Annotated in this window: 19 protein-coding genes and 3 pseudogenes; 17 read left to right on the top strand and 5 right to left on the bottom strand. The window is 38.2% G+C overall.

Features of this window, described 5'->3' with window-relative positions; translation table 11 throughout:
* Positions 1–6: 6 nt before the first annotated feature.
* Both V8V91_RS10275 and V8V91_RS10270 read left to right on the top strand, forming a co-directional pair.
* Entirely contained in the window at positions 7–822 is an 816-nt protein-coding gene (locus V8V91_RS10275) for a hypothetical protein (RefSeq protein ID WP_373399978.1), read from the top strand.
* Positions 823–850: 28 nt separating this feature from the next.
* Positions 851–1,360 carry a hypothetical protein gene (locus tag V8V91_RS10270; protein WP_373399977.1) on the top strand — a complete coding sequence of 170 codons (510 nt, stop codon included), beginning with the start codon at positions 851–853 and terminating at the stop codon, positions 1,358–1,360.
* Positions 1,361–1,517: 157 nt separating this feature from the next.
* On the opposite strand, the gene V8V91_RS10265 is transcribed toward V8V91_RS10270, so the two are convergent.
* From V8V91_RS10265 to V8V91_RS10250, 4 genes are all read right to left on the bottom strand, one after another.
* On the bottom strand, positions 1,518–1,823 hold the full coding sequence (locus V8V91_RS10265) for a helix-turn-helix domain-containing protein (protein WP_373399976.1): 306 nt from the start codon (positions 1,821–1,823) through the stop codon (positions 1,518–1,520).
* A gap of 517 nt (positions 1,824–2,340) precedes the next feature.
* Positions 2,341–3,360 carry a toprim domain-containing protein gene (locus tag V8V91_RS10260; protein WP_373399975.1) on the bottom strand — a complete coding sequence of 340 codons (1,020 nt, stop codon included), beginning with the start codon at positions 3,358–3,360 and terminating at the stop codon, positions 2,341–2,343.
* Positions 3,361–3,536: 176 nt separating this feature from the next.
* Positions 3,537–3,944, bottom strand: coding sequence for a hypothetical protein (locus tag V8V91_RS10255; protein WP_373399974.1), 408 nt, complete (start codon positions 3,942–3,944; stop codon positions 3,537–3,539).
* Positions 3,945–4,352: 408 nt separating this feature from the next.
* A complete protein-coding gene (locus tag V8V91_RS10250) occupies positions 4,353–5,741 on the bottom strand; it encodes a site-specific integrase (RefSeq protein WP_373399973.1) in 1,389 nt (462 codons plus the stop codon).
* 314 nt (positions 5,742–6,055) lie between these two features.
* On the opposite strand from V8V91_RS10250, the gene V8V91_RS10245 reads away from it, so the two are divergent.
* From V8V91_RS10245 to V8V91_RS10175, 15 genes and pseudogenes are all read left to right on the top strand, one after another.
* The gene (locus V8V91_RS10245) at positions 6,056–6,274 is read left to right on the top strand and encodes a TetR/AcrR family transcriptional regulator (protein WP_373399972.1); all 219 of its coding nucleotides are present in this window, start codon (positions 6,056–6,058) and stop codon (positions 6,272–6,274) included.
* Positions 6,275–6,327: 53 nt separating this feature from the next.
* On the top strand, positions 6,328–6,672 hold the full coding sequence (locus V8V91_RS10240) for a TetR-like C-terminal domain-containing protein (protein WP_373399971.1): 345 nt from the start codon (positions 6,328–6,330) through the stop codon (positions 6,670–6,672).
* A 122-nt stretch (positions 6,673–6,794) separates the two neighbouring features.
* Positions 6,795–7,769: a TolC family protein gene (locus tag V8V91_RS10235; protein ID WP_373399970.1), complete on the top strand. Its 975-nt coding sequence runs from the start codon at positions 6,795–6,797 to the stop codon at positions 7,767–7,769.
* Between the two features lie 118 nt (positions 7,770–7,887).
* Positions 7,888–8,076: pseudogene (locus V8V91_RS10230) on the top strand (hypothetical protein); the annotation flags it as partial.
* Complete coding sequence (locus tag V8V91_RS10225; RefSeq protein ID WP_373399969.1) at positions 8,073–9,125, top strand: efflux RND transporter periplasmic adaptor subunit; 1,053 nt, start codon at positions 8,073–8,075, stop codon at positions 9,123–9,125. The pseudogene V8V91_RS10230 and the gene V8V91_RS10225, both read left to right, overlap by 4 nt.
* Complete coding sequence (locus V8V91_RS10220; RefSeq protein WP_373399968.1) at positions 9,122–12,175, top strand: efflux RND transporter permease subunit; 3,054 nt, start codon at positions 9,122–9,124, stop codon at positions 12,173–12,175. The genes V8V91_RS10225 and V8V91_RS10220 overlap by 4 nt, the downstream gene beginning before the upstream one ends.
* A gap of 835 nt (positions 12,176–13,010) precedes the next feature.
* Positions 13,011–13,820, top strand: a complete 810-nt coding sequence (locus V8V91_RS10215; RefSeq protein WP_074226280.1) for a MotA/TolQ/ExbB proton channel family protein — start codon at positions 13,011–13,013, stop codon at positions 13,818–13,820.
* Positions 13,821–13,874: 54 nt separating this feature from the next.
* Positions 13,875–14,204 carry a hypothetical protein gene (locus tag V8V91_RS10210; RefSeq protein WP_373399967.1) on the top strand — a complete coding sequence of 110 codons (330 nt, stop codon included), beginning with the start codon at positions 13,875–13,877 and terminating at the stop codon, positions 14,202–14,204.
* Position 14,205: 1 nt separating this feature from the next.
* The gene (locus tag V8V91_RS10205; protein WP_074226282.1) at positions 14,206–14,841 is read left to right on the top strand and encodes a biopolymer transporter ExbD; all 636 of its coding nucleotides are present in this window, start codon (positions 14,206–14,208) and stop codon (positions 14,839–14,841) included.
* 1 nt (position 14,842) lies between these two features.
* On the top strand, positions 14,843–15,307 hold the full coding sequence (locus V8V91_RS10200) for a biopolymer transporter ExbD (RefSeq protein WP_074226283.1): 465 nt from the start codon (positions 14,843–14,845) through the stop codon (positions 15,305–15,307).
* Positions 15,308–15,370: 63 nt separating this feature from the next.
* A pseudogene (locus V8V91_RS10195) lies at positions 15,371–16,677 on the top strand (MFS transporter).
* 11 nt (positions 16,678–16,688) lie between these two features.
* Positions 16,689–18,158, top strand: a complete 1,470-nt coding sequence (locus V8V91_RS10190) for an NAD(P)H-hydrate dehydratase (RefSeq protein WP_373399966.1) — start codon at positions 16,689–16,691, stop codon at positions 18,156–18,158.
* 41 nt (positions 18,159–18,199) lie between these two features.
* Positions 18,200–19,383 (top strand): annotated as a pseudogene (locus V8V91_RS10185) (MFS transporter).
* A gap of 71 nt (positions 19,384–19,454) precedes the next feature.
* On the top strand, positions 19,455–19,694 hold the full coding sequence (locus V8V91_RS10180) for a hypothetical protein (protein ID WP_373399965.1): 240 nt from the start codon (positions 19,455–19,457) through the stop codon (positions 19,692–19,694).
* A gap of 86 nt (positions 19,695–19,780) precedes the next feature.
* A complete protein-coding gene (locus tag V8V91_RS10175; RefSeq protein ID WP_373399964.1) occupies positions 19,781–20,296 on the top strand; it encodes a hypothetical protein in 516 nt (171 codons plus the stop codon).
* A 42-nt stretch (positions 20,297–20,338) separates the two neighbouring features.
* Here the strand turns inward: V8V91_RS10175 and asnS are convergent, their stop codons facing one another.
* Positions 20,339–21,790 carry an asparagine--tRNA ligase gene (gene asnS, locus V8V91_RS10170; RefSeq protein ID WP_373399963.1) on the bottom strand — a complete coding sequence of 484 codons (1,452 nt, stop codon included), beginning with the start codon at positions 21,788–21,790 and terminating at the stop codon, positions 20,339–20,341.
* Positions 21,791–21,917 lie beyond the last annotated feature (127 nt).

Genomic DNA, 21,917 nt, shown 5'->3' with positions numbered 1-21,917 from the left:
GGTACCTTGTTGTTTTATGAGGGCTATGATAGTTATAAAATTGAATTGACAATGAATAGAAGAGATTTTGTCCTTGATTCCGCCAAAGTTGCCGGCGCCCTGTTGCTTAGTCCTGTCCAACTTTCTGGCGTGACCTCTTTTATTCCTGAGAAAGAATTTCCTCTCACTAAACTTACCGATGGCCCAAAGCAACATTGGTTTGGATACTACGATAAGCTCCAGGTAGATCCTACTGGCAGGTTTGTGCTTGGAAATCAAGTAGATCTATTTTTCCGATCTCCTGCGATTGAAGATAAACTGACTGTGGGCCTGATTGATTTGGAAATCAACAAGCTTTGGACTCCACTCGGAGAAACAACGGCATGGGGTTGGCAGCAGGGCTGTATGCTACAATGGTTGCCTGGAAGTAGTGCGGAGGTTATTTGGAATTCAAGGGTGAAGGGAAAGTTTGTCAGTATCATTCATAACATACGCAGCAATTCCCAGCGCATTCTTCCAAAGCCTATTTACACACTAAGCCCAGACGGGCGATATGGATTTGGGATTGATTTTGGGAGATTGCAATTTTTCCGTCCAGGATATGGCTATGCGACGGAAGACAAAAACGTGCCTGAAAAGGCTCCTGAGGATACTGGGATTTACCGCATCGATCTGAAAAGTGGGGCAAGTGAGCTCATTTTGTCCTATGCTGACTTGGCCAAGTTGGATCGCCCTTTAGGTTCCGTGGCTGAAAATTATCATTGGATTAACCATTTACTAGTCAATCCGGCTGGAGATAGAATGGTCTTTTTAAATCCGTTCCCGTCCTTATCCCAGTCCTGAAGAATTCCGGAAGGAAACTGGGCGGGATTTGCAAGGAGATGATTTGTATGTGACCAGAGCGATCACGGTCAACACGGATGGAAGTGAACTTTATGCGCTCAACGATTCCGGTCAATTTTCTCATTTTATTTGGGATGGGAATGAGGCTTTATGTGCCTGGGCAGAACCTGAAGACAACAACCAAAAAGCATTTTACCTTTTTCAGGATAAGAGTAAGAAATACAAAATAGTAGGTGAAGAGTCTATGACCCTGAATGGACATAATACCTATGTGCCCCATACGAATAATGAATGGATATTAAATGACACTTATCCTCAAGGGAAAGAACGACTACAGGAATTATATCTTTATCATATACCTACCAAGCGTAAAGTTGTTTTGGGGCATTTCTATGAGCCAAAGGAATTCAGCGGGGAGTGGAGATGTGATCTTCATCCAAGGTGTAATCCATCTGGAACAAAAGTATTCTTTGATTCAACCCATGAAAATGGACTAAGGCAAATTTTCGAAATAGACATTTCTTCGCTTAAAAGCTAAATAAAATTGCAATCCTTTGTCTAATGGAAGGTGAACCACAAACTTTGCAATTTGGAGATACTTATTACTAAAACTCGAGGCGAGAGAAAAATTTAGAAGAGTTGATTTTTAGTTTTAAGGCCTTAATACTTTGATCAACAGAATTAAAATTAGTTCTTTATTTCCTTTGGGGATTTTCCATAAAATTCGCTAAAGCTTTTGAAAAGTAGGCTGGATCCTTAAATCCCACATCATATGCTACTTCTAGCACTAACATCTGGGGATTCTCAGATAACAGGTCATGGGCAATTTTCAAACGATGGGATCGAATATATTCGTGAACAGTTTTTCCTGTGATGGCTTGAAGTTTTCTATAAAGCTGAGTTTTACTTACTTCTATTTCTTTGGCGATAATTTCATGATAAAGGGATGGATTTTTAATCTCACGTAGTATAAATGAATCTAACTGTTCTATGAAAGCCATTTCGAGCTCATTTTCAATTATCTTACAAACCTTGATTTTTTCGGGTGAAGAAAGGATTTAATGAAGTTTCTTCCGAGAGGAGATCAAATTGTGAATATGAGCCTTAAGAATTTTTAAATTAAACGGTTTAGAGGTATAATCATCCGTTCCGATAATTAATCCTTTAATTTGAGAACTTTCCCCAGTTTTGCCTTTGAGAAGGATTATTGGGATATAGTTGGTCCGAAGATTAGATTGATTCGCTCATTGCCATGCCATCCTTTTTGGGCATCAAGACGTCACTTAATATCAGGTCAGGAATATGCTGCAGGGCTAGGTTTAGATCTCCTTGACAATTTGAGGTTGAAACCAAGTCAAATTCAGGTTCTCACTCAATTTTAAATAATTCCTTTAAAACCAAATTGTTTTCAATAATTAACACCTCGTACGACTCGTAACCCTCATATCGTACATATTGAACTAGGAAGTGAAAATGAGCCTAAGATTTAAAAATCATGATTCGTAATTTCGAGAGAATTCAACTTTTAGTTTTGTTATTTAAATATTCATTTAAGTCCTCAAAACTTTCATAATGAGCTCTTTGATCTGATATATTAGTTTGGATATTCCAAATCTGCTTAGTCTTGAAATGATCGATTCCAAGGTTATAGATCAGCTTTCCTATTTTGTCCTTACTACTTTTTAAGCCATTTAAATCCCAATCTGTCGTCAAACCATTTTCTTGGCAATACCGATACAGCTGAGCAATTTTTTTAAAGGTATCGGTATATTTCTCACTAGTTTCATCATTATCGAGATAGAGATCAACATTCTCATTTTCTTTCAAAATATCAAGTATTAAGGGAAAACTGAGGTTGGCTGTGCTGTTCAAGATGATTGCTTTAAAATCTGTAGTGCCAGAAAGCTTTAGGTAACTGAGAAAATCAAACCACCCTTCGAAAACCTTTATTCTTTCTGGTTTTCCAAGATTTTGGATTGAAATTCCACCACCCAGAATGTTCCCTTTGAAAATAGAAGATCTCAGCACCCAGCCACCAGACTCAATAGGAAAACCAACTGCGAAGTAACTCTTCCCTTTATTTTTCCAATGAACCTCCTTAGCAAAATTTGCAATCTCACCTGGCTCAAACCCTCTTGATTGAATATAATTAATCAAAGCTGGATGGGAGATTTTTGCTACACTTTCCACCTCAATTTTAGAATCCGTCTGAGCCCTTTTCTTTGGGGTAATTATACTTGTCGGAATAGATCCAGCTAGTCTTTGTACAGATTGAGGAAAAGTCATATTCTCAAAAACCTGGACAGCTTCAAGGATATCACCACCACTTCCAGCGGAATGATCGTACCAAACATTCGCTTGATCATCCACGGCAATAGATCCAGTTCTTTGGCTTAAGAATCCGAAGAAATGGTCCTTTCCTAGAATTCCTTCATATTTGAGAAATCCGGACTTTACTAAGTCATGAAAATAATTTAATAGAGGGTAATCACGCTTTATCCGCTCAGCCTCGCTTTTTACTTCATTATAGTTAAACATATTTATGCCTTTATATAAATATTTCTTTGAATAAAAAATTATACTAATTATTAACCGGGATCGTGTTGATTCCTTTTTCGATGTTATCCTCCCTTGGACATCAAAAAGAAAAAAGAGGTACGAGGCAGGGGAATTCGTACGAATCGTATACCTCGTACCTCTCGTACCGTTCGATTTTACGAATCGGCCTGATCCTCCAGATCCACCTGCTTTAGCCACTTTCTGATAGCTCCTTCAGATACACCTAATTCCTCTGCAATTTTTACATTGGTGTAGCCTTCCTTCTTAAGTTCAAAAGCCTTAGGTTTTGCCTGGGCTTTATTTATGTTATTGAGTTGTTTTAAGTGATCTGATTCTTTTCCGAACTCTAAAAATTTGAATGAACTGAAGTTCGATTCTTTACCAATCTTGCATACCAAAATATTTTCTGATGGGAATTTAAAAGCACCATATCGAACTTTGATTTGCTTTAAATATTTGATTGATGGATCTTTTTGGCTTTCTCCCACCGCAAAACAGGAATCGATCAAATTGATAAAACTCTTGCTTCCCTGGATATCATTTCGGCTAATGGGAGCAAACAAGTTCCTTTTGGAATATGGGCAATTAAGAGTATTGACCAACCATGCATCTTTTTGAGATTATTCAGCCGAATCAAAAATGGAGTGGTGTTCTTGGCTTTTTCATTGTCAGAAATCACACAGGATAAATTGTCGATGACCAATATTTTAGCTCCAGATTTTGAAGCTCGGTTTTCTATTTCTTTAAAAAGAAAAGTCTCATACTCCTCGATATCCTCATCAAAACCAAAGGGATTGATTTCGGCTCTCAGGAAAAGATCACTAAAATCAAAATGATTGAATAGGACATCCCATTCGATAGACTAAAATTCTCTCCTCTTCGGATAATTCATCAAAAAACCAGAATAACTCTTTTACTTAATATTGACCAAGGGAATTCTTAGTGTCAAAATTCTTCATTTAAAAATTGGTTTAATCCCAAGCCATGCTCATGGCGTTTCTTTTTCGATCTTCATCTACCTCAACGTAGCGCTTGAAGCTTTTATAATCTGAATGTCCAGTTATTTTCATCACGACTTCTGCTGGGATTCCTTTGGAAAGTGACAGCGTTACAAAAGTTTTCCTTCCAGTGTGTGCACTAATTAGCTCATGCTTGGGGTGTAATGTTGCATGTCTTTTCGCTCCTTTGAACCGAATGATTTCCACAGGGTCATTTATTTTAGCCAGTTCGCAAAGTTCCTTTACATATTTATTGAGCTTCTGATTGGAAATCATCGGAATGGGAGAAATCATTTCCTCATACTTTTCAAGGATTTCCCTTGAAATTCTAGTTAAGGGTACTACCAAGGGTTCTTTTGTTTTGGTAGTAGTCAATCTGATTTCATCTTTTTTAATATGTTCCCTCCTTAGTTGCCTCAAGTCATAATACCGGTATCCTGTCACACAGCTAAAAAGAAAAATATCCCTTACCTGATCCAATCGTTTATTCTTTTTTAGATCTATATTATATAGTGCGTCAAACTCCTTTTGATTTAATGCAATCACCTCCAATTTCTCTCTCTTAATTTTGAAGGTTTTATATCCTGGATTGACTTTGATGCCTTTGAACGTGGCATAGCCAAGAAATGTCTTTAATGTACTCAGCTGTTTTGCTATAGATATATTATATAAGGTGTGGACATGACCAGTTTCGGGATTTACCACTTTCCATTTAATCAAAAAGTTCTGGAAGCTTTGCATAAAAGAATAATCTATATCCTCAAATCGAATGGAACTGCGTCTTTCATCCTGGAAGTTCTTAAGGTGTTTTTTCAGGGATTTGTAAACCACCATACTTCCTTTGACCCGAGACAATTCATTCTCCTCAATGTATTTGTCGATGAAATCAAATACCAAATCAGTTGGCTCTGACTTTTTAATGGTCGGCTTTTTTGATTCTTTGATTTTTTCGACAAGCATCTCTAGATTATAAGGTGTTTCATTTAATCTGAAACTCTCTTCAATTTGTCGAACTTGATTTCGGAGCCTTAGGATTTCATCTTGATATTGGAGTAGAGTGTTTTTTTGAGGAACGGTTTCTCCAAATTGCTTTTCCAGCAAACTTTTTTGTTTTGCTGTAATATCTTTGATTTCCTGTTTGTCTGCTGACCAGAGATCCGGGATCAACTTAATTCCTGTGGACATCACTTTTCTTTGGCTGGCTAGGTGAATGACCAGCATTAAAGGTTGTTCTCCCTTTTTATTCTCCAAATCACGCCTTAGAATGAATTTTACAGTAGCTTCCATGTCCTCTTCAATTAGGTAGGAAAGATACTGATTGAAAAAGTCAGTAGCGAATTCAGTAGCGAAAAAGTTGGTCAAAGGTTGTCAAATCTGTTCAAATCTGAATTCTAGCATGCTCCAAATGGCTGTAATCAATCATTTTTGACCACATTTGATCAGTTATGATCAAAAGGTTCTAATCCATTCCTCTCTGCAAAGCCAAGCTAGCAATAGTTTGGCTTTATTTATTTTCAGAAAAGTAGAAACAGAAAATAAAAAAGGATGAGAACCCTCGATATTTAAAATGATCGGGTTCGATATCGACTGCAAGGATAAATTTTTTTAAAAATATTTGTCAGTAAGTTTGATTTATTAAACACTGTTTAATTATATTTGACTGTTCAGTATTTATCATGGGAATAAACGATAGAAAAGAAAGAGAAAAAGAAGAACTGAGAGCTTTGATTTTGTCCTCAGCAAGATCTTTGTTTTTAGAAAAAGGAGTGGAGAAAACTTCTATTCGAAATATTGCGGATAAAATTGAATACAGTCCGGGATCATCTATCATTATTTTAAAGATAAAAATGAGATTTTCCATTCACTTCATCAAGAAGGGTTTTCGCAGCTTCTAGCTCGGATGAAAGTTTTGATCAGTGTTCCAGATCCTCTAGAAAGGCTAAAGGCTATGGGGAAAATTTATCTGGCCTTTGCTGAAGAAAATCCAGACATGTATGATCTGATGTTTATTAAAGAGTCCCCAATTAGTCATTTGGCTCACCACGATAAAGAAGATTGGAAAGAGGGGAACAATGCTTTTGGATTTTTAAGGAGTACGGTTCAAGAATGCATAGATCAAGGTTATTTTAAAGGACATGAAATTGAAGCCTTGACCTACATGATTTGGTCAACGGTTCATGGAATGGTTTCTCTAAGAATCAGAGGTAGATGCGAAGCTATCTATCTTGAAAACCAAGATACCATTATGGAACAAGCTTATTTGTCCTTGACGAAAATATTGGATTCGATCTGATATTTTTTTACCCTTTAATTAAACAGTGTTCAAATAAAATACAATGTTTTATGAATTTTAAAAGAATTCTCATTTTCACGCTTTACCTTCTGCTTTGTCAGGTTGCTCTCGGGCAGGAGGTTTTGAATACATATATCGAAGAAGGACTTTCTAATAATCTGGTAATAAAAGAGAAAAATATTTCTCTTGAGAAAAGCCTATTAGCCCTTCAAGATGCGAAATCATATTTTCTGCCTTCTGTGGATTTTAGTGCGAGTTACAATCTCTCGAATGGGGGACGTACCATTGATATTCCTTTAGGAGATTTGTTGAATGGTGTATATAGCACCTTGAATCAACTGACACAAAGTAATCGCTTTCCACAGCTAGATAATGTGTCGGAGCAATTTCTTCCCAATAATTTTTACGATGCTAGGGTCAGGGTATCCATGCCGATTTTCAATCCTGACCTTCACTATCAAAAACAAATCAGGGATAGTCAAGTCCAGGTGTCTTCCTATGATTTGGAAATTTATAAGGCAAATCTGATTGAGGATATTAAAGTAGCCTATTACAACTATTGTACGGCTCATATTGCCATCGAAGTGATCGAAAGTTCCAAAGAATTGGTGGAAAGAAACCTCCGGGATAATCGTTCTCTCTTGGAAAATGGCAAAGGGCTGCCAGCATCTGTGCTTAGGGCTGAAAGTGAGGTGGAAAATATCAATGCTTTGATGATCGAGGCAAAAAACAGAGAATTAAATGCGGTTTACTATCTCAACTTTCTTTTGAATCGAGATTTGGAAGCCACTGTTGTGTTTGAGGAACAGACCCCTAATTGGCAAACCATAGATTTTTTACTGCAATCGGAAGAGTTAAATGAACGACCTGAAATACTTCAGATTACCACCTTGGAATTAATCCAAGCTACACAGCTGAAGTCCAGCAAAACTATTGGACCCCGATTAAATACCTTTGCGGACTTTGGGAGTCAGGCCTTTGATTTCGAATTCAGTACTCAATCGAGCACCTATGTTTTTTTTGGCCTTAATCTCGGGATTCCCATTTTTCAAGGGGAAGAAACCGAAATCAAATCGCCCGGTCGGATTGGGACCTAAAGAATATAGGCTATCAAAAGGAACTCCTATCAGAAAAACTCCAACTGGATTTGAAAATCGCCAAGAATGACCTAAGAACAAGTCATGCAGCTTTGCTAACTGCCGAAAAAAATTAGAGTCTTCCGCTTCCTATCTAAGATTGGTGGACAGAGGATTTAAAGAAGGATCTAATTCCTTAATTGAATTCATTGATGCCAGAAACCAATATACTCAAGCTGCCTTACAAAAGACCATCAATGCCTATGCGCTCTTAAAAGCCCAGGCAAAACTTGAAAGACAACTCTTAACCGAAACCAATTCACTATGAAAGCCTTCACGCTATATACCATTGTTATAGGTTCTTTGCTCATTTTTAGTTGTGGTGAGCAAGAGAATTCTTCTGTAATACATCGCAAAGGAGATGTAATTCCCGTAACGCTATTAGAATTAAACAAGGGATCATTTACCACATCTATACCTGCTAGTGGTAACTGGACCACAAATGATGAAACCATCCTTTCTTTTAAGGTCGGCGGAATAGTATCTAGAATATATGTAGAAGAAGGGGATGAAATAAAAAAGGGGCAGTTATTAGCCACTCTTAATCTTACAGAATTAGAAGCTGGATTAAGCCAAGCTAAGATTGGTTTCGAAAAAGCAAAACGGGATTTCGAAAGAGCTTCCAAGCTTTATCAGGACAGTGTAGCTACCTTGGAACAAATGCAAAATGCTGAGACTGCCTTACAATTAGCCACGGAACAACTTAAAGCTGTAGAGTTTAATTTTCAATTTGCACAGATACGAGCAAGTCAGAATGGATTTGTCCTTCGAAAATTCATCAATGAAGGACAGCAAGTTTTCCCAGGTAATCCGGTATTACATACCAATGGTGCCAAAGAGGATTCTTGGGTACTTCAAGTTGCAATTAATGATGTGAACTGGACTCAAATAGAAGAGGGAGACACTGCCCATATCGAAATAGGAAATAATCCGGAAGGGTATTTATTGGGTAAGGTGGTTCGGAAAAGTCAATCTGCCGATCCAGCAACAGGTGCGTTTTCTCTGGAGATTTCTCCTGAAAAAAAGGATCATCTGAATTTGGCTTCAGGGATGTTTGGCAGGGCAAGGATTTTCCCATCCAAACAAGCGGAGGGGTGGGAGATTCCTTATGAATCCCTCTTGGATGCAGAAGGAAAGGAGGGGTTTGTCTTTGTGACCCAAGATCAAAGAACCGTGGCCAAGGTGCCTGTTAAAATTGGAAAGATTTCCAATCAGACGGTACAGGTACTTTCAGGATTAGAAGACTATCCATTTCTGATTGTTTCTGGCTCTGCTTATTTGACAAATGAATCTGAAATCCAACTCCAAAAGCAATGAAAATTTCAGATTTTTCAGTAAAAAACTATCAGTTTACGCTGATCATCTTTCTGATGACAATTGCCGTAGGAACTACCACCTTCTTGAATATGCCAAGGAGTGAGGACCCTGTCATTGAAGCACCACAATTTCCTGTGGTTGTTATCTATCCAGGGGCAAGCCCAGAGGACATGGAAGAACTTGTTGTAGATCCTTTGGAAAAGGTGATTTATGGATTGGAAGACATCAAGAAAATCAAAACTGAAATCAAAGATGGAGTAGCAGTTCTTCAAGTAGACTATAACTATAATGAGGATGTTACTGAAAAATATCAGGAGCTCGTACGTGAAGTAAATGCATTGAGGCCTGAGTTGCCAAAAGATATATTTAGTATCGAAATCCGAAAAGTTCGCCCTTCCGATGTGAATATTTTACAATTGGCGTTGATCAGTGAAAACGCTTCGCGAGAGCAATTAAAAAGTCAAGCGGAACAATTACAGGATGATTTGGAAAAAATCACTGCCCTTAAAAAAGTAGAAATCCATGGTCTCCCTGATCCAATTGTCCGCATCGACCTACGGTTGGATAAAATCTCTGAAATGAATATTCCTATCAACGTGATCTTGGGAAGTATACAAAGCGAGATCGCAAATATTCCTGGAGGAACGGTAGAAGCAGGAAGCAAAAGTTTCAATGTAAGAACAAGTGGGAATTATAGTTCTACCGATGAAATTGCGGAAACAATAGTTTACTCCATCAATGGAAAGAATATTGCCTTAAAGGATATAGCTGAGGTTCATCCTACCTTCAATGAGGAAAATTATATAACCAGAATGAATGGCTACCGAGCAGTATTTGTCACCGCAGCCATGAAAGAAGGGAATAATAACTCAGCTCTTCAAGCAGAATATCTTCCCGTTTTAGAAAACTTCAAAGAAAAGCTTCCTAATACAATAGATTTTGTGGTTGGCTTTGATCAGGCCGATTATGTCAATAGAAGGTTAGGAGGATTAGGTACGGACTTTCTTATTGCTATTGGATTAGTATTTCTCACGTTATTGCCCCTGGGGAATAGAGCGTCTTTGATCGTCATGATTTCGATACCTCTTTCCCTTGCGATTGGTTTGGTAATATTAAATGCGTTAGGGTATGGACTGAATCAACTTAGTATCGTGGGGTTGGTAGTTGCTTTGGGCTTATTAGTGGATGATAGCATAGTGGTAGTAGAAAATATCGAACGGTGGATTCGCGAAGGACATACTCGATTGGAAGCAACTTTAAAAGCCACCAAACAAATATCCCTTTCTGTAGTAGGTTGCACCATCACCTTGATCATCGCTTTTATGCCTTTGGTGTTTTTGCCTGAAGGATCGGGAGATTTCATTAGAAGTTTACCGATGGCTGTTATCACAAGTGTGTTGGCTTCCATGCTGGTTTCTTTGACTATTATCCCATTTCTTTCTTCCAAGATTTTGAAAGAAAAAGGGAGTCATGAAAATAAGTTTTTAACGATTTTACAAAAGGGAATCCATGCTAGCTATGCACCTCTTTTAGAGAAGGCATTAAAATCTCCGATAAAGACCTTAATCATTGCCTTTTTGATTTTCGGAACTTCCTTGGCTCTTTTCCCGGTCATTGGATTCAGTCTTTTTCCCCCTTCAGAAAAGCCACAGTTCCTAATTAATATTACCACTCCTTTGCAATCCAATCTGTCCACGACAGATTTGGTTACGAGGAAAGTGGAAAAAGAAATTGTGAAAATCCCAGAGCTCAATAATTTCTTTACGAATGTGGGAAAAGGGAATCCAAGAATTTATTACAATGAGATTCCAGAAAATGAGCGAAGTGATTATGCACAGTTATTTGTACAACTGGATCCCAATACCACGCCACCTAGGAAGTTGGAAATAGTAAATGAACTCCAACAGGTATTTTCAACATTTGCGGGTGCAAGAATTGAAGTGAAGAATTTCGAACAAGGTCCTCCGGTAGTTGCCCCTGTAGAGGTGAGAATTTCAGGTGAAAATTTGGATACCCTTCGGAATTTGGCAAGTAAAGTAGAAAGGGTGTTGAAAGATACAGAAGGGACTATTTATGTCAATAATCCTGTTTCCAATCTTAAAACTGATATCAAGGTTGCCATTGAAAAAGACAAAGCGAGGCAGCTTGGGGTAAACATAGCCGATGTGGACCAAACGATTCGTCTTGCCATTGCAGGATTGGATTTGGGCGAGTTTACTGATAGCTATGGAGATGAAAGGTCAATTCTTGTGTCTACCCCCAGAAAAGGCAAAGCTTCACTTTCCAATTTTGAAGGCTTGTATGTGAATTCGCAACATGGAGCAGGAATTCCTTTGACTCAAGTTGCCTCATTGGAATTGGAAAGCAGTACCCTGACTATTGACCATTTCAATAAGAATAGAGCTGTTTCTGTGAGTTCTTTTGTGGATCAAGATTACCTTGCAGACCGGGTGATTGATGAGGTGATCTCAGCGATGGATCAGATTGATTTTCCATCCGGGTATGGATATGTCATGGGAGGGGAATATGAAACCAAGCAAGAGTCCTTTGCAGGATTTGAAACTGTGATCATCATCACGGTTTTCCTTTTCATTGCTGTTTTGATTTTACTTTTCAAGACATTTAAAAGTACCATCATTGTCTTGTCCGTGATTCCTTTGGGAATGGTAGGGGCTTTGGCAGCACTTTGGATTACCGGAAACTCCTTGTCTTTTGTAGCGATAATAGGATTGATTGCCCTGGCTGGGATTGAGGTGAAGACCTCTATTCTTTTGGTGGATTTTACCAACCAGCTCCGGTTGGATGGCAAAAATTTAGATGAGGCGATCCGGGAAGCTGGGGAAGTCCGGTTTTTGCCAATTGTTTTGACTACTGTTACAGCGATTGGCGGATTGATTCCAATAGCTATTTCGACCAATCCTCTGATTTCGCCTTTGGCTATTGTATTGATAGGTGGGTTGATAAGCTCTACGTTGTTGTCGCGAATCATTACCCCTGTGATGTACAAATTGTTGCCTCCAAGATTAATCCCAAGCGAATCCAAAGAATAAATTCCTGTAATAGCTTGAATAGAGAATTTGAGCAATTAGTTAATTCAATGCAAAGCCAAGCTAGCAATAGTTTGGCTTTTTTTATTTTCAGAAAAGTAGCAACAGAAAATAAAATAGGGATGAGAACCCTCGATATTTAAAATGATCGGGTTCGAAATCGACTGTAAGGATAATCATAAGATGCTGCGATGTGCTGTAAATAATAAACAATCAAACGAGCATATTATTAAAACCACTCTTATCTAAAAATAAAATGAAATAGGTTTTTACTGTAATTATGAATAAATGTTCCTAAATCCGGGAATCTCAAATCTTTCTAATTCAATAGTTAAATGCTTTGAAAAGGCCATTGGCCTAATTTTTTGAAGGGATTGTTAGAGAGATGGCAATGAAAAGTTTCAATCCTTAGCGTATTTTAAAAATATTTAACGTTAAAAGATTTAGGAAAGTCTGATAATGGGACGGATAGAATTGCATTTTTTGTAACTTAGTTGCGAAATCGGTTAAGTTATGTCGGTAAGGGAAAAATATTCAAAGAAATTTTTCTTTGTCTATCTGACTGACGCAAAGGACTTAAGAGATTGTTTTGGAATGAATTAACACTTGAAAATGGACTATTCTGACCTTTAAATGGCGAATTAGAAGCCTATGACAGTTCAAAGGAATATTTTCCGCTCGTGTAATAATTGCCCCAATTCCGCTTTAAAAGCAGGATTTTTCCAAAAAATCTAAAAGAGTCCATTGTTTTTTGAAATTAAAAAATGATAACTTTAAAACTCGATTTTAGTGTAGAAACCATTTAACCTTTATCAAAAGTCTATTTAAAAATCAAATTATGAGAAAGTTAATCGCTTTGTTCATGCTTGCAGGTATCATGTTTGTTCCTGTTTTCGCAAACGCACAAGAAGCAGCAGCTGATTCTGCAGCTCAAGAAGAAATGGCTCCTGTAGCAGAAGAACCTGCTGCATCACCAACAATCATTGATGACGAGATCGTCGTTGAGGAGCAAAGCTTCCACCAAGTAGTTAAAGACAAGTTTATCGAAGGTGATCCTTTGTACATGACTCCAGTATTGATCTGTTTGATCTTAGGTCTTGCTGTAGCTATCGAAAGAATCATCACTTTGAACCTTTCTACGACCAACACCAAGAAATTGTTGGCAAAGGTTGAAGATGCTTTGTCTTCAGGTGGAGTTGAGGCGGCTAAGGATGTTACTAGAAACACCAAAGGCCCTGTAGCTTCAATCTTTACTCAAGGACTTATGAGATACTCTGAGGGTATCGAAATGGTTGAGAAGTCCATCATTGCTTATGGATCTGTTGAAATGGGTAGATTGGAAAAAGGTCTAGTTTGGATCTCTCTTTTCATCTCTCTTGCTCCAATGTTGGGTTTCATGGGTACTGTAATTGGTATGATCGGTGCATTCGACTCTATCGAAGCAGCTGGTGATATCTCCCCATCCCTTGTGGCAGGTGGTATTAAAATTGCCCTTTTGACTACAGTAGCGGGTTTGATCGTAGCGATTATCCTTCAGTTGTTCTACAACTACTGTGTCGCTAAAATTGACTCTTTGGTTAACGATATGGAAGATGCTTCTATCACTTTGGTGGACATCTTGGTGAAGCACAAATTGACTGGTAAGTAAGCCGTCAAAATTTGAGTTTCAATTATTTAAGTTAACCCCGAAGAAAGCTACATTATGGATACTTATGACATTTTATTATACGGTAGTTACTTACTAATTGCGATTGGAGCTTTCGCTTCTATTGTAATGCCTTTAATCAACTCTTTGAATGATCCTAAGAGTTTGTTGAAGACAGTAGTGGGTATCGTTGGCATCTTGGTGTTGTTCTTCATCGCTTACTCTATTTCTAGCGACGAAGTACTTCCAAAATTTGAAGCAGAACCTTTCAACTTAACCGCAGATGGATCTAAGTTAGTAGGAGGAATGCTTATAACTACGTATGTACTTGCGATTGCAGCATTGGCTGGAATCGTAGTAACTGAATTAAACAAAGCGATAAAGTAATATGGCTAGAAAGAAAAATAGAATGGCTCAGGAGGTCAATGCAGGTTCTATGGCTGACATAGCGTTCTTGCTCCTGATCTTCTTTCTCGTCACTACTACTATTGCATCGGATAAGGGTATCTTGAATGTACTCCCTCCAAAAGTGGATCCTAACGTTCCGCCACCAGACATTCAAAAGAATGAGCGTAACATCTACACCATTCTTGTCAACGCGAACGATGATCTTCTTGTAGAAGGAGAATACAGAGAAAGTGCCGATGGTCTAGATAAGGATGTTAAAGCATTTGTATTGAATTTCGGTGCGCCGGATGAAGAAGCAGTTGCTCTTTACAATTCTTTGCCAGCTTCTCTTCAAGCAGAAGCAGCTAGAAATCCTGAATCTTCTGACTATCCAAGTGAAGCTGTTGTTTCCATCAAAACAAACAGAGGTACTAGCTACGAAAAGTATCTTGAAGTATTGGATTTGGTGAAAAAGGCTTACTTCGATATCTATGCAACTAGAGCAAACTTGTCAACTGACGAGTACAGAGCTCTTAGTGGTAAAGATGACGCAGAACAAGCGCTTATTGACAAAGGGAAAGAAGGCATTGCAATGCAGATTTCCATCGCAGAACCAGATAAACTAGGAAGCAATTAATATGGGAAAGTTCGGAAAGAAAAATAAAGTCTCTGAGAATATCCCAACCTCGGCGTTGCCGGATATTATCTTCATGCTTCTTTTCTTCTTCATGGTAACTACCGTGTTGAGAGATCAGGAGATATTGGTTGAGCAAAAAATTCCTCAAGCTACTCAGCTTCAGAAATTGCAAAAGAAAACGTTGATTTCTTACATCTTCATTGGTAAGCCTAAAAATACATCATTGTATGGAACTGAACCAAGAGTTCAAGCTAACGATGCCTTGATGTCAACTGACGAAATCGTTCAGTGGGTAAACCAAGAAAGAGATGCATTGCCTGAAGCGGACCGCGGAGGGATTACAATTTCAATGAAAGTGGATAAAGACGTAAAAATGGGTCCAATCTCAGACGTTCAAACTGAATTGAGAGAAGCGGATGCAAGAAGAGTTCTTTACGCTTCTGTTGGTAAAGTTGTAAAAGACTAAATAGAAACTATTCAGTATATTTAAAGCTATCCCCATACCGGGATAGCTTTTTTTGTTTATCCCATGCTAGTAACACTAAAAAATAAAAAGAAGGTCCAAAACGGTTGGGCCATGTATGACTGGGCGAATTCTGTTTATAGTCTTGTTATTACATCTACCATCTTTCCGGTTTATTACAACAATGTCACCAAAGCAATTGATGGAAGTGATAAAGTGAATTTTTTGGTTTTGAAATGATCAATACGGTTCTGTATTCGTATTCCATTTCCTTTTCCTTCCTGATCATTGCCTTGATCTCTCCATTGTTATCAGGAATAGCAGATTCCACAGGAAAGAAATTAAGCTTTATGAAGTTCTTTGCCTATTTAGGGGCAATTTCTTGTGTAGGACTTTTCTTATTTGATGGAAGCAATCTTGAATTTGGAATTATTTGTAGCGTGCTAGCCAGTATAGGGTATGCAGGAAGTATTGTGTTTTATAATGCCTATTTGCCGGAAATTTCCGAGGAGAAAGAATATGATTTTTTAAGTGCCAAAGGTTTTGCTTTGGGATACATTGGATCCGTGATTTTACTGATTCTTAATTTATTAATGATCCAGTTTCCTTCTGCCTTTATGATTCCTGATGGAGGGATCGCTGCCAGGCTGTCCTTTTTAATTACTGGAGTATGGTGGGCTGGATTTGCCCAGATTACTTTTAATGTACTGCCTAAAAACCCTTTTGGGAAAAATGTAACAAGGGAGATTTTATCCAAAGGGTATAAAGAGATTCGAAAAGTGTTTTTTGAGGTGAGGAAAATTGGAGTAATGAACAAATTTCTAGCTTCTTTCTTCTTTTATTCGATGGGAGTACAAACGGTCATGTATTTGGCTGCAAGTTTTGGAGATAAGGAGTTAGGGCTTCCTGGTGATCAATTGATACTAACCATTTTGATTATTCAGTTTGTGGCTATTATAGGAAGTTATTTCTTTGCCTTTATATCTAAGAAGTATGGAAATAAATCCAGTCTGGTCACCATGGTCATTATTTGGATTTTTATCTGTGGAGCAGCCTATTACGTGTACACGGTTTATGAGTTTTTTGCTTTAGCCTTTGTGGTAGGTTTGGTAATGGGAGGAATCCAATCTTTATCAAGATCTACCTATTCTAAATTAATTCCGGAATCTACCACAGACCACGCCTCCTATTTCAGTTTTTATGATGTTACCGAGAAAATGGCTATTGTATTAGGGACATTTTCCTATGGTGTGATCGAACAGCTTACTGGAAGTATGCGAAACAGTTCCTTGACCCTAGGAATCTTTTTCTTGGTAGGTCTAGGCTTCTTACTATTGGTTACGATTCCGAAAAGTCAATTAAACGCTTCTTAATTTCTGTTCCCATGAAAAAGGTCCTTCAAGGTGCTCAAGTAAAAGAGTTAGATGCTAAACATATTTCAGTTTCCAGGCAGTCGAGCCAAGAATTGATGGAAGTGGCTGCCTTGGGGTTTGTGGATTGGTATGTAGGACAAGATCAATTCAAAGAGTATGGAGTGTTGATTTTGGTGGGAGCTGGAAATAATGGAGGAGACGGACTTGCAATCGCTAGGATTTTAACAAATCATGGGATTTATGTGACAGTGGTTCCTTGTTTTACTGATCCAAGTAAACTATCACCTGACGCGTCAGCTAATTGGAAATTACTTCCTAAAACTATTCAAATAGTCGATTTCAATGAATTAAAGTATAAAGGTGATTTAATTCTGATTGATTGTTATTTGGGCGTCGGACTTGCAGGGACTTTAAGGGAATCAAGTATTCCAATCATTGATTACATAAATGAGTTCTCAGGCCCTGTTGTTTCGGTAGATATCCCAAGTGGTCTTCCTTCTGAAGCCATCCACCAGGGTATTGCTGTACGAGCAGAATTTACCGTTACTTTTGCTTTTCCAAAATTGTCCTTACTACTTCCTGAAAATGCTGAGTACGTCGGAGAATTGGTATTGGTGGAAATTGGGATTGAGGAGGAGACCTATAAAGGCTTTGATTCAAACTTTTATTATTTAGAGGAAAAGGATATTCCTTCACTTCACAAATCTTTCCATCGGTTTTCCTATAAAGGTGACTATGGTAAAATTTTAATTGCAGGTGGCAGTCCTGGGAAAATGGGAGCATTGATTTTGTGTGCGAAAAGTGCTTTAAGAACAGGGACTGGACTTGTTACCTGCCATATTGAAGATTCAGAAAGAGATATCATCCAAACAGCAGTTCCTGAAGCCATGGCTTCTTGGGGTCTGATCGCAAATTTGGAATATTACGATTCGGTAGGAATTGGACCTGGTTGGGGGCAAGATGGTAGGGTTCATTTATTGACTCAGATTTTGGAAGAATTTAAAAGCCCCGTAGTGATTGATGCGGATGGCTTGAATATTTTAGCGAGAAGTAAGGAATTGCTTGAACTTGTGCCCAAAAATTCAATTTTAACCCCTCATATAGGAGAGTTTTCCCGTCTTGTAGGTCCTGCAAAGAATCATTTGGAGCGACTGGAAATGGCTAAAGAGTTCTCTGTTACCAACGAGTTAATCCTCGTCCTTAAAGGAGCTAATACAGTCATTTCTTTGCCAGATGGAAGACAGATTTTTAATTCTTCTGGTACCAAATACATGGCAACTGGTGGTTCTGGAGATGTGTTGACAGGAATGATTACTTCCTATTTAGGGCAGGGATATGAACCGGAGAATGCCGCCATTTGTGGGGTATATCATCATGGGTTGGCAGGAGAACTTGCTGGAGCAAAAAAGAGAAAGGGACTAATCGCCTCTGACTTGATTGAGGCTATTCCGGAGACATTTAAACTACTTGATATATCGTGATATATAGCATTTCTCTGTAAACTACACCTTACATCCCTTTTATGAAGAATGAAAAGTTTCTTCTTTGGACTTTAGCATTGATCAACTTTATCCACATCGTTGATTTTATGATCTTGATACCATTAGGTCCTCAGTTGATGAGAATATTTGAAATCAGTCCAAGAGAATTTGGCCTTTTGGTTTCTTCCTATACATTCAGCGCTGGGATTTCAAGTTTTTTGGGGCGTTTTTCTCGATCGATTCGATAGAAAGAAGATCTTATTATGGGTGTATATGGGCTTTACCTTGGCCACATTGGCATGTGCCTTATCTCCAAGTTATTCCATATTATTATTTGCAAGAGTTTTATCAGGACTCTTTGGAGGGCTTACTTCCGCATTGATTTTGGCTATTATCGGAGATGTTATTCCTGATCAAAGAAGGGGAAGGGCCATGGGATTGGTCATGGCAGCATTTTCTGTAGCCTCGGTTTTAGGCGTTCCATTAGGTCTGTTTTTGGCAAGTCTATCGAATTGGCATACTCCATTTTTATCCTTACTGGTACTTCTTTGTTGAGCCTAGTGATGGTTTTTAAATATATTCCATCGATTAGGGACCATTTAGATCAAGGATATTTGAGACCCAACCCCATGTTGGTGATATCCCGGGTTATTGGGAACTCCAATCAAATGAGGGCAATTTCCTTGTCTGTGATGATGATGTTTGGTCAGTTTATGATTATCCCATTCCTGAGTCCCTGTACGGTATCAAATATTGGCTTTACAGAGATGCAGTTAACTTACATTTATATGGCAGGAGGAGCTTTTACTATTTTCACTTCTCCCTGGGTGGGTAAACTTTCAGACAAGTATGGGAAACTGAAGATTTTTACCATTTTCATGGCTTTGAATGTGGTACCTATTGCTATTATTACCCATTTAGGTGTTACTCCCATCTTTTTTGTCCTAATGGTTTCCACACTATTTTTTGTGACCTCCAATGGCCGATTTGTACCTGCCGCAGCCTTGATTACTGGAACAGCAAAACCTGAGAATAGAGGGAGTTTTTGAGTTTTAATTCTGCAGTCCAACAAATGGCAACTGGGTTGGCGTCGCTTATTGCAGGGGTAATTATAGGGGAGAATGCCGCTGGGGAACTCACTAATTTCAATTTGGTGGGCTATTTGGCAATCTTCTTTAGTTTACTTTGCATTCCTTTGGCTAGAAGGATAAAAGTAGTGAGTTGAGCTAGTTTAAGGCAGTTTGAATTAACCAAATAATTCAGGAAATTACCGGTGAAGGAATTACCCTCTAAAGAATGGAAAAAAGTACTTTACGATGTGCTAGATGCAATACAGAATTGAAAGGTACTTTTTGTTACAATTGTGGAGAAAAGCGGATTGAAGCGAAAGACAAAAGTTTTATTCAATTTTTAGAAGAAGCTATTTCATCTGTGTTTGTGGCAGATGGAAAATTTTTTAAAACCATCAAGCTTCTGGTTACGAATCCCGGAGAATTAACAAAAGTTTCGTCATTGGCATTCGAAAGGAATACCTAACCCCACTTCAACTTTTCTTCTTTGCCAACCTGATCTATTTCATTTTTCCTCTGATTTCTACTTTTAACACCTCGTTTGATGTTCAGATGTATCAATTACCATACAGTAATTCTATTCGTCCAATAGTAGAATCCTATATTCAAACCAATGATTTAGATCTGGGAAATTTCCAAGCTGAGTTTGAAAAGGTATCTGCCTCCAATGGAAAACTATTGTTAATCGTGTTAGTAATTCTTCAAGGGCTATTTCTGAAAGTTATTTTCTGGAAGACTAAAAAGCTGTTTTTAGTGGACTTTCTTGCAGCCTCAGCATATTTCTATGGGTTTTATATACTTTTTGTATTGGTCTTGTTTCCAGCAATTGTGATCTTTTTTAGTAAGATTTTCGATTTCTCGATGAGTTCCCTTTTCAATGAATTGACGATTAGCATTGTGTTTTTGCTAATAATCGTTTTCTACATGTTTTTTCTTATCCGAAAGGCGTTCAATATCGATAATTTAGGAGCTATTTGGAGAAGTGTTCTGTTAGGATTGTTTATCATCCCGAGTTTTATTATTTACAGGTACATTTTATTTTGGGTGACCTTTTGGATGATCACTTAAGGAATCAAAAAAATCCCCGACAAATTTGCCGGGGAGTGATGATTAGAATTCTGCGTTTCCAGGGGTTCTAGGGAATGCAATCACATCGCGGATATTACTCATTCCTGTTACGAAAAGTACCATTCGTTCAAAACCCAAACCGAATCCAGCATGAGGGGTAGTGCCAAATCTTCTGGTATCTAAATACCACCACATTTCATCCTGTGGGATGTTCATTTCTTGCATTCTTTGGGTAAGAACATCCAGCCTTTCTTCTCTTTGAGAACCTCCGACAATTTCACCAATTCCAGGGAAAAGGATATCCATAGCTGCTACAGTTTTTCCATCCTCATTCTGACGCATGTAGAAGGATTTGATCTCTTTTGGATAATCTGTCAAGATTACTGGCTTCTTAAAGTGCTTTTCCACTAAATAGCGTTCGTGCTCAGATTGTAAATCAGCACCCCACTCATCAATAAGGTAAGCGAATTTCTTTTTCTTATTGGGCTTGGAGTTTCTAAGGATATTGATCGCCTCCGTATAGGTTAGTCTTTCAAAATCGTTTTCGACCACGAATTTCAACTTATCAAGTAATCCCAATTCACTTCTTTGGTCTTGAGGCTTTCCTTTTTCTTCCTCAGCAACTCGTTGATCCAAGAATTTGAGGTCTTCCGCACAATGATCCAACGCATATTGGATGATATATTTCAAGAAGTCTTCTGCCAGGTCTTGGTTGTCCTCAGCATCGTAGAATGCCATTTCAGGTTCTATCATCCAGAATTCTGCCAAGTGTCGAGCAGTATTTGAATTCTCTGCACGGAAAGTAGGGCCGAAGGTATAAATCTCAGACAGAGCAAGAGCAGCTAATTCACCTTCCAATTGACCAGAAACAGTCAAGTTAGTCTCTCTTTCAAAGAAATCTTCCGTATAGTCGATCGCACCATCCTCTTTTAATGGAGGGTTTTTGAGATCTAGGGTAGTTACTTTAAAAGTTTCACCTGCACCTTCAGCATCTGAAGCAGTAATAATTGGGGTATGGATATAAAAGAAGCCCCTATCATTGAAGTATTTATGTATAGCAAAAGCCAACGCATGCCTAACTCTGAAAACAGCTCCAAAAGTATTGGTTCTTATTCTTAAGTGTGCAATCTCTCTCAAAAACTCAAGGGAATGCTTTTTGGGTTGAAGTGGATATTTTTCAGGATCTGCCTTGCCCAATATTTCAATAGAAGTAGCATTCAATTCAGAAGCCTGTCCAGCTCCCATGGATTCCACTACCTTTCCAGTAACTTTCAAACAAGCTCCTGTAGCACAATTTTTTAAGATATCTTCTGAGATCACATTAGGGTCTGCGACTACTTGGTAATTCGTAATGATAGATCCATCATTTAGAGCGATGAATGAAACATTCTTATTGCTTCTTTTTGTACGTACCCAGCCCATCAGTGTCACTTCTGAACCTATTGGACTTTCATCCAGGATGGTCTTGATTTTGACCCGTTTGTTAAATGCCATTAGGAGAATTTATTTAAGGAAAATATCTATTTCCGATGATAGTAAAGTGGAATGCAAAAAAACGATTAAATAAGCTTTTTATCAAAAAATTGTTTGTTTTTCCTAACTTTGGGTATGAGGCTTTTTC

The sequence above is a fragment of the Algoriphagus halophilus genome, from assembly GCF_041729275.1.
Classification (GTDB): Bacteria; Bacteroidota; Bacteroidia; order Cytophagales; family Cyclobacteriaceae; genus Algoriphagus; species Algoriphagus halophilus_A.
The sequence above is the reverse complement of the archived record's forward strand: the minus strand, read 5'-3'. Positions and strand labels throughout refer to the sequence as shown.